The sequence below is a fragment of the Pseudomonadota bacterium genome (assembly GCA_039815145.1).
GTDB lineage: Bacteria > Pseudomonadota > Gammaproteobacteria > Steroidobacterales > JBCBZW01 > JBCBZW01.
This window is the reverse complement of the sequence record JBCBZW010000183.1, coordinates 1-8208: the sequence shown is the minus strand read 5'-3', so window position 1 is coordinate 8208 and position 8208 is coordinate 1. Positions and strand designations below refer to the sequence as shown.

The 8208-nt window shown below is 66.5% G+C and carries 5 protein-coding genes; 3 read left to right on the top strand and 2 right to left on the bottom strand.

Annotated features, from left to right (window positions below; translation table 11 throughout):
• Both AAF184_23530 and AAF184_23525 read left to right on the top strand, forming a co-directional pair.
• The coding region (locus AAF184_23530) for an efflux RND transporter permease subunit (GenBank protein ID MEO0425328.1) at window positions 1–2343 on the top strand (2343 nt) is incomplete at its 5' end.
• Window positions 2340–3413 carry an efflux RND transporter periplasmic adaptor subunit gene (locus tag AAF184_23525; GenBank protein MEO0425327.1) on the top strand — a complete coding sequence of 358 codons (1074 nt, stop codon included), beginning with the start codon at window positions 2340–2342 and terminating at the stop codon, window positions 3411–3413. The genes AAF184_23530 and AAF184_23525, both read left to right, overlap by 4 nt.
• Here AAF184_23525 and AAF184_23520 read toward each other — a convergent pair.
• Complete coding sequence (locus AAF184_23520; GenBank protein MEO0425326.1) at window positions 3410–3982, bottom strand: hypothetical protein; 573 nt, start codon at window positions 3980–3982, stop codon at window positions 3410–3412. The two genes, AAF184_23525 and AAF184_23520, sit on opposite strands and share 4 nt — an antisense overlap.
• Window positions 3983–4001: 19 nt before the next feature.
• Window positions 4002–4895, bottom strand: a complete 894-nt coding sequence (locus AAF184_23515; protein MEO0425325.1) for a hypothetical protein — start codon at window positions 4893–4895, stop codon at window positions 4002–4004.
• A gap of 391 nt (window positions 4896–5286) precedes the next feature.
• Between AAF184_23515 and AAF184_23510 the strand changes: the two genes are divergently transcribed.
• On the top strand, window positions 5287–8208 hold a 2922-nt coding region (locus AAF184_23510), incomplete at its 3' end, for a CHAT domain-containing protein (protein MEO0425324.1).

Below are 8208 nucleotides of genomic sequence, written 5' to 3'. Positions count from 1 at the left end.
GTGGCGATCGTCGAGAAGCGCATGATCGACCCCTTCGGCGTCAACATCCGCTCCGGCTACCCCGCCTCCTATGTGGGCGTGGCGGGCACCAACGACGCCAACACGGTGGCCGTGCTCGACGACGTCAACGCCGTACTGGATGAGTTGAACGCCGGGGCCCTGGCCGACGTGGGCCTGTGGGCCGAGATCTCCTTCGACTCCTCGGTCTATATACGTCGCGCCATCGCCCTGGTGCAGAACAACCTGGGGCTCGGGGTGCTCCTCGCTCTCGGGATCCTCTGGACCTTCCTGCGCGCGGGGCGCGCGACCCTGATCATCGGCCTCAGCATCCCCGTGAGCCTGGCCGCGTCCTTCGTCGCTCTGCAGGTGTTCGGCATCTCCCTGAACGTGATCTCCCTCGCGGGACTCGCCTTCTCCGTGGGGCTGGTGCTCGATGCCGCGATCATCGTGCAGGAGAACATCGTGCGCTATCGCCAGCTGGGGGAGGACCCGGAGCAGGCGGCCCTCAAGGGCACGCGCCAGGTGTCCGGCGCCCTGTTCGCCTCCACCATGACCACCGTGGCCATCTTCCTGCCGATCCTGTTCATGACCGGGGTGGAGGGGCAGATGTTCGGGGACCTCGCCCTGACCTTGTCCGTGTCCGTGCTGGCCTCACTGCTGGCGGCGGTGACGATGGTGCCGACGGCCAGCCGCTTCCTCCTGAAGAAGCTGCCCGACCGCGACCCCTACGCCCACTGGTGGACGGGGCTGTCCAAGGCGGTGATGTGGCTGACCAACTCTGGCCTACGTCGTAGCGTGTGGATCGTGGGGCTGCTCAGCCTATCGATCGGTTTGACCGTGGCCCTGAAGCCGAAGGCGGACTTCCTGCCCTCGGCGCAGGCGGACGCGGTGACCGTCTTCTTCAACATGCCGCCGGGCGTGAACAACGAGGTGTTCACGGAGGAGATCGGCGCGGAGATCATCGAGCGCCTGCGCCCGCACATGGATCGGGAGAAGGCGCCGTACATCCGCGGCTACAACCTCTCCATGTTCGGCAGCTTCAACATCCTCTACTTCTACCCCGACGATCCGGCGGAGACGGAGCTGTGGCTCAGCATGTTCCGCGAGGGCATGCTCGAGGGCATCCCTGACACGCAGGTGTTCGCCACCCGCGCCTCGCTCCTCGGCATCGGCTTCGGCAGCGGCGGCCGCTCGATCTCCGTCGACCTGCAGGGCGCGGACATGGACGGGCTGATGAGCGCGGCGGCCCTGGGCCTCGGCAAGATCCAGGAGGTGATCCCCGGCGCCCAGGTGCGTCCGGTGCCGGGCCTGTCCCTCGCCGAACCCGAGTTGCAGGTGATCCCCGACGAACGTCGCATCCGGGAGACCGGCCTCAACCCGCGCGATCTCGCCAACGCCATCCGCGCCACCACCGGCGGTCTCTTCGCCGGCGAGTACTTCGACGGCAACGAGCGCTACGACATGATCCTGCGCACGGGCGATTGGGCGACGCCGGAAGAGCTCGCGGCGATGCCGATTTCCACGCCTCTGGCCGGACCGCAGACGATCGGCTCCCTGGCCCAGCTCAAGCGCACGGTGGGGCCGACCCAACTGAGGCGCTTCGACGGGCAACGCACGATCAGCTTGCAGGTGGTGCCGCCCGACGACATGACGGTGGAGGAGGCCCTGGCGCGCCTGCGCGAGGATGCAGGCCCCGCCATCCAAGAGGCGCTGCCTGCCGGCTCCAGCATCAAGTACCGCGGCAGCGCCGATCAGCTGGAGGGCGCCCTGCGCAGCATGCTGGCGAACTTCCTCCTCGCGGTGCTGATCCTGTTCATGGTGATGGCGGCCATCTTCAAGTCCGTGCGCGACTCGGCGCTGGTGCTGTTGGTGATGCCCCTGGCGCTGGCCGGCGGCATCTGCTCCCTGCGCCTTTTGAATCTGTTCACCTACCAGTCGCTGGATATGCTGACCATGATCGGGTTCATCATCCTGCTCGGCCTGGTGGTGAACAACGCCATCCTGCTGGTGGGAGAGACGCGCCACGGCGAGGGCAACGGTCTCTCGCGCGCCGAAGCGGTGCGCGCCGCTATCGTGGTGCGCGCGCGTCCCGTCTACATGAGTACGCTGACGAGTATCTTCGGCATGCTGCCGCTGATGCTGATCCCCGGCGTCGGCTCGGATATCTACCGCGGCCTCGCCACGGTCATCGTGGGCGGCATGTGCTTCTCCGCCCTGTTCACCCTGTTGTTGATGCCGAGTCTCCTGCGCATGGGCGAGACCGGCGATCTGTTCCACCGCCTGCGTCGCCGCCTGCCCGGCACGCGCGACCCAGGCACCGCTGCTGATGGAGTTACCGCATGAGACACCTCACGAGGACTGCGGCTGCGTTGATCGCAGTATCCGCCCTCTCCTTCGCCCTCGCGGCCTCCGCCCAGGCGCCGGCGGCACCGGCGAGCCCGGTGGCCGTGGAGTCCGTCGTCTTCACCGAGGTGGTGCCGACCGTGCCCATCACCGGCACCGTGTTCAGCCGCAACGATGTGCAGATCACCGCCGCCATCGACGGCGAGCTCGAGTACGTGGCAGAGCCGGGCACCCAGGTGGCGGCCGGCGATGTGATCGCGCGCATCGATCCCACACAGTTGCGTCTGCTGCTGGTGGAGTTGGAGGCACAGCGCACCCGTGCGACGGCCCAGCTCGCCTACCTCGATGCGCAGCTGGAGCGCTTCGAGAACCTCCTCACCAGCAACAGCGCGGCGCGCAACGAGTACGACGAGACGCGCTCAAACCGCGATGTGGCCGCGAGTGATCTTCGCATCGCCGAGAGCCGCCTGGCGCAGACCCGCGACCAGCTGGCACGGGCCGAGGTGCGGGCCCAATTTGGCGGCATCATCACCGCTCGTGAGCGACGCGAGGGTGAGACCGTGGCCCGCGGTGCCGTGCTCGGTCGCATCACGGACACCACCCAGCTCGAAGTGCGCGTGCTCGCGCCGCTACAGCATTCCGGGCGCGTGCGGGCGGGGGATGAGCTGAAGTTGTTCGGCTACGAATCCACCTTCGTCGGCGCCGTGCGCTCGGTGGTGCCGCCGGTCGACGCGCGCACCCAGGCCATGGAGCTGCGCATCGATCTGCCGCCGGCGGCCCTCGATTACTGGAACCTGGGGCAGCTGGTGAGTGCGGCGGTTCCCCTGCGCTCGGCGCAGGCGTCCCTGGCCGTCAACCGCGACGCGCTGATCCTGCGCCAGGAGGGCACCTTCGTGTACCGCGTGCGCGAGGACGGCACGGCGCAGCGCGTGGCGGTGCAGACCGGTGAGAGTGCCGGCGAACTGGTGGCCGTGGAGGGTGAGCTATCCGAGGGCGATCGGGTGGTCGTGCGCGGCGGTGAGACCTTGCGCGACGGCCAGACCGTGCGGGTGATCAGCCCCGCCGCCTAGGTGCGGGTGTCTGGGCGCTCGAGGTCGACCCAAAGGTCGAGCCAATCACGCGCCTCGTCGAGGGGTTGCCAGCCGCCGGGGGCGGCGGGTGCGGGGTCCATGATGAACACGGCCTCGCGGCCATCGGCGGCCCGCTGGTAAGCCACCACCAGCACGGCGTGGGTGCCCTCGGCGCGCACCTGAACCGGACAGTCCTTCGTCAGCTGCTCGAGCAGCACGCCGCCGAGGTCAGCGATCGGCATCCGTAGCCAACGTGCTTTGGTGTAGCCCAGGGTGTGCCAGACCGCGGCCATCTGCGCGGGCGGCATCGGCTGATTGCAGGGGTGGTTTGGGCGGGCGCTGAGCCAGGCGAGATCCTCCTCCGGCCCGGGGTTCGGCACGAAGCGGAAGGCGATCGATGCTTGATCCGGCGCTGCTTCCTCGTGCGAGGCATCCATCGCCAGGCGCGCCTGAACGCAAGCCGCCCAACACAGGCGGCTTGCACGCTGGGTCACCCCGTGGAAGTGACTCACCTCCGCGTAGGCGACCGGTGACATGTCGGCGCCGAGGCGCCGCAGCTTCGCCGTCACCGGCCGCCGTTCCTGAGCCTTACTCTGGGGGGAGGGGAAGCTCTTCGCGTAGGGCGGCGTGGCAGGTGCGCCACATGCCCGCCATGGGGCCGTCCCAGAACGGCACGGGCATGCCCTGGTCGAGGGTCGGCACGTTCTTGCACAGCATGTAGCCCACCGCGTAGTCACCGTCTGCGTTCGAGATCGGCGTGGCGATACCGCCTACCGCGAGCAGGGTTTCCAGCTCGAGGTTCGCGATGACGATGTCGTAGCGATCGCCACCGGAGCTCAGCTGAATCGACCGCCGCCGCTCGCTCTCGCCGTGCTTGAGCACCAACTCCAAGGTGTCCTCGCATTCGACGTCCCAGATCAGGCGCGTATAGATCGCCTGGCGCCACTCGACGTCTGGGTTGTTGGCCGCACGGAAGCCGAAGCCGAGGGGCTCATCGCCTTCCACCACCACGCCGTCGACGTAGAAATGGCCACGGTCGATATGCACGGTACCGACGAGGTCCGCCTTCTTCTCGCCACCGTCGTTGACGCCGTCACGGGGGGTTAGGTTGGCGTTGAGCAGGCGCGGTCCGTCGATGGCGCCGCAACCGTGCCGGTCCCCATTGTCCGCATGCCCCATCGGCGGCACCCACATCAGGTCCTGCTCGTTGTGGGGGCCGGGCACCGGGGTGCGCGAAGGGTCCGACGTCTTCGGCAGGGGCGACATGGCAAACTGCAGGCAGTCGCTGGTCGTACCGTCGAGGGTCAGCAGTTCGTCGTCGAAGCTGTAGAGGCAGTGGCGCGCCTTGCCGAAGGCGCTGGCCTCGTTGCCGGCGAACTCCAGGTCGGGTTCGATGTAAGTCTGTGCGCGCACCTGGTCCGAGCGAACGACGATCGCCGGTACGTGCGGTGAGATGGGATACGGAAGCTGGGGACGTTGCAAGCCTGTTCGCAGGTCGACCAGTCCGGCGAGGAACGTCGTACGACCGTCCTTGTGTCGTAGCGGGATTATGTTTATCGCGCCCCGAAATTCTATCCTAGCTAGCGTCATGTGTTGGCCTCCTAGCCGCGTTGTTTTGTTGATAACGCCACTACCTAGTGTGTTGAAGCCATCAAATCTCTCGCCTTAGAAATACTTTCGGTGAGAACGGGAGCTGTTCTCAGTGAGGAGTAGGGGGCGGGCCACTCTCCATCGGCGCATTATTCGGCTACTATTTCCGTCCAAGGGTCGCTTGAGGTCCAAGAGGTTGCGCAGGTTCGGTTTTCTCGCGGTGGCGATGGGGGTGTCTCTGTTTGGGTGTGGCCAGACGGAGACCTATCGCGGTGTCGCGCCAATGTTCGACGCAGGGCGATGGAGTGAGGCACGGGTATCCGCAGATGGTCCCCCGACCCCCTGCGCGCCAGTGGTCGCCGATGCGTTGGCCGAGTACTGCAGCGACGTGATGGCCCCTGGGGCGGCCACGGACGCACGGCAACGGGCATGGGCGGATTCGCGTGGCGCCCTGGACGGGCACCAGACTGCCTTGTGGTATCTGTCTGCTGCCTCCGAGCGTCCGCTCTCGGCACCGTTGCTGGAGACCCATCTGCGGGGCAACGAAGCGTCGCAGTGGCACTGGAATGATCTGGCCGCCGCCTACTACAACTCACGCCGAGACAACACGGACTGGCGGGCCTACGAGGCGGCGTGGGTTGCTGTGGACCGCGCGCTAGCGCTCGCCCCCGATGACCCTCGGGCGCTCTACAATCGCGCGCTCATCCTCGAGTCGAGTGGCATGCTCGAAGCGGCCGAGGAGGCGTGGCAGGCGTACCTGGTGCACGCTGAATCGGACGACTGGGCGAGGATCGCCACGCAGCGACTGGCGAGTCTGGAGGATGGCGAGGCGGCGAAGACGGCGATACGAGAGCAGGTCAGCGGACTCACCGCTCAGCCCTCCACCCTGAGGTTCGACTTGACGCCGGCGATGGAGAATCTCGCTCGTGCCAACCTGGCCAGCGCCTTGCTTGATGACGGCACGCTGCTCGAGGCGCTAGGCGCTGATCCGATCGGCAGCTGTGACACGAGCAGGCGCGAAGCGCTCATGCGTTGGGGTGCGTTGCAGAGCACGCAAGGCCGGGGGTACTCCCTGTTGCAGGACACGCTCACCTGGCTCTGCGGGCCGCAGCAAGTCGAGCGCGCGGGCGCGGTTGCAGTCCTGGCGACAGCGATCCGCTCCTACTACGACTACAAGCCCACCTTCGCCCGCGAACGGGCGGCCGAGGCAGCGCCCTTGCTAGAGGAGACTGGCAGTCCGCTGGCGTGTGTGGCGCATCTTATCGAGGGCACGGCCCGCTTCGCAGAAGAAGGTTACGACGACCCGCAGAAGCTCGAATCGTTGCAGACGTTGCTCGAGGCGGCGACCCGCTGCAAGTATCCCATCGTAGTGGCGCGGGGCTTCGAGCGCCTGGGGTCCACCGCACTGCGCCGGTCGCGGTCCGAGGAAGCGATCGCGGCTTATCGGCGCGCGGAGGACGTGTTAGCCGGCGGACACGACGAGAGTCGTCTGGCGCGTATCCGTTCCCTCTATGCGAGTTCACTAGCGACGATTGGTCGCCACGATGCAGCATCGAACGCCCTGATACATGCGCTAGAGGGAGTACGCGAAGCGGCGCTTCCTTCGTGGAGGATCGGCGACGTGTGCATATCTGGCGCCGCCATTGCCACCCGGGCCAAGGCCCATCACATGAGCGAGCTCTACGCCGACTGCGCCATTCGCCACCTACCGGCAGATGCAGGTCCGACAGCAGAATCGGAAGCGTATGTGATTCGTGGCATGGCGCGTCAACTACTCGGCAAGGTTTCCCTCGCCCAGAAGGACTTTGAGGCGGCGCGAGCCGCGGCGCGCCGGACGGAGGAGAGCATCGAGGCCAGACTGAACGAAGTGTTCGTCGACGCCATGGTGGGGGACGCATTGGTTGCCAGGTCCCCACTGCTGGCGATCGCGCCCCTACAGGCGGCGGCCGATTTCTATGAGGAAGGCGGCAACGCCGCCTTAGAACTCCATGCTCGCCAGTCCTTGGTGGCTGCCTTCGATGCCCTCGGCCAAAGTGGACAAGCCGATCTGGAGCTCAGCCGAGTGCTCGAACGGCTAAACAGCCTGCCCAATGCGCAGGACAGCACGATTCGGCGTTGGCGCTACCAGTACGACAGAACCGTCTATGAGCGTCAGCTTCGGGCCCAGATCCGGGCTGGTGCGTACGCGGATGCACTAGCGGCACTCGTAGGCTCACGGCAACCCGAGCGCTTCGGTGGGGTAGACACGCGCTCGATAATCGATGCCGCCAGGCCTCGGGGATCAGCGGGGCGAAGAGAGGTCACGCTGGTCTTCGCATGGCTAGGGGAGGGGATAGTAGGCTGGCGAATAGATGAAAGTGGCGAGCTGACATTTTTCGAAGCACCCGACCGCGGGGCGAGCTCAACGAGTTGGTACACGCTTATCGAGCGTGCTGCGGGGACAGGCACGCTGCCAATTCCGGGAGGTCGCGAGGCGGCCCTTAGCGAGCTCTACGACGCGCTGATTCGCCCTGCTACGTCGGATCTTCCAGCCGACACGCGCATTCATATCATGCCGGACGGTCCCCTGTTCGGGTTGCCGTGGCCGGCGCTATGGGATCGAGAGGCCGAGCGCTATCTGGTGCAACAGTTCCACGTGGATGTGGCCGTGGAGTTGTCGTCCGATACGGGACTCGACGGTAGGGATGGACCGTGGCGCCGAGTGGATGTGTTCGCGGATCCCTCTGCTGGAGGCAACGTACCCTTGGCTTCCGTGGAGCGCGAAGCGGCCGTCATCAATGAGGTGTTCTCGGCGCTCGGCGCCGACGTGCTGCGCTACGAGGGGCGCTCTCTCACGCGCGAAAGCTTCGAGGAAGCGCTCTTCAGCGCTGATGTCGTCCACTACGCTGGTCACGGCGAGGTGGACATTATCGATCCGGCACAGTCACGTTTGATTTTGCGTCGCGATCCGAGCGGTCGCGTGTTGGCGGCGGTAGCGGCGGCAGATCTGGACAGGCTTTCCCCCGAGGGCAAGAGGGCGCCAAGGCTCGTCGTACTGGCCGCTTGTGACACGGCGGCCTACAGTGATCGACTCCCTCATGGGCTCGCGGTCGTCCGGCCCTTGTTGGAACTCGGAACGCGCGAGGTGGTGGGTGCCCTGCGGCCGATCGACGATAAGTCCTATCAAGCGCTCATGGAGCGTTTCTACCGCGCGATCGGAACGGGG

What these genes read in the sequence shown, in the direction of transcription:
- AAF184_23525 (MEO0425327.1), top strand. Translation starts at nt 2,340, where the DNA reads ATGAGACACCTCACGAGGACTGCGGCTGCGTTGATCGCAGTATCCGCC.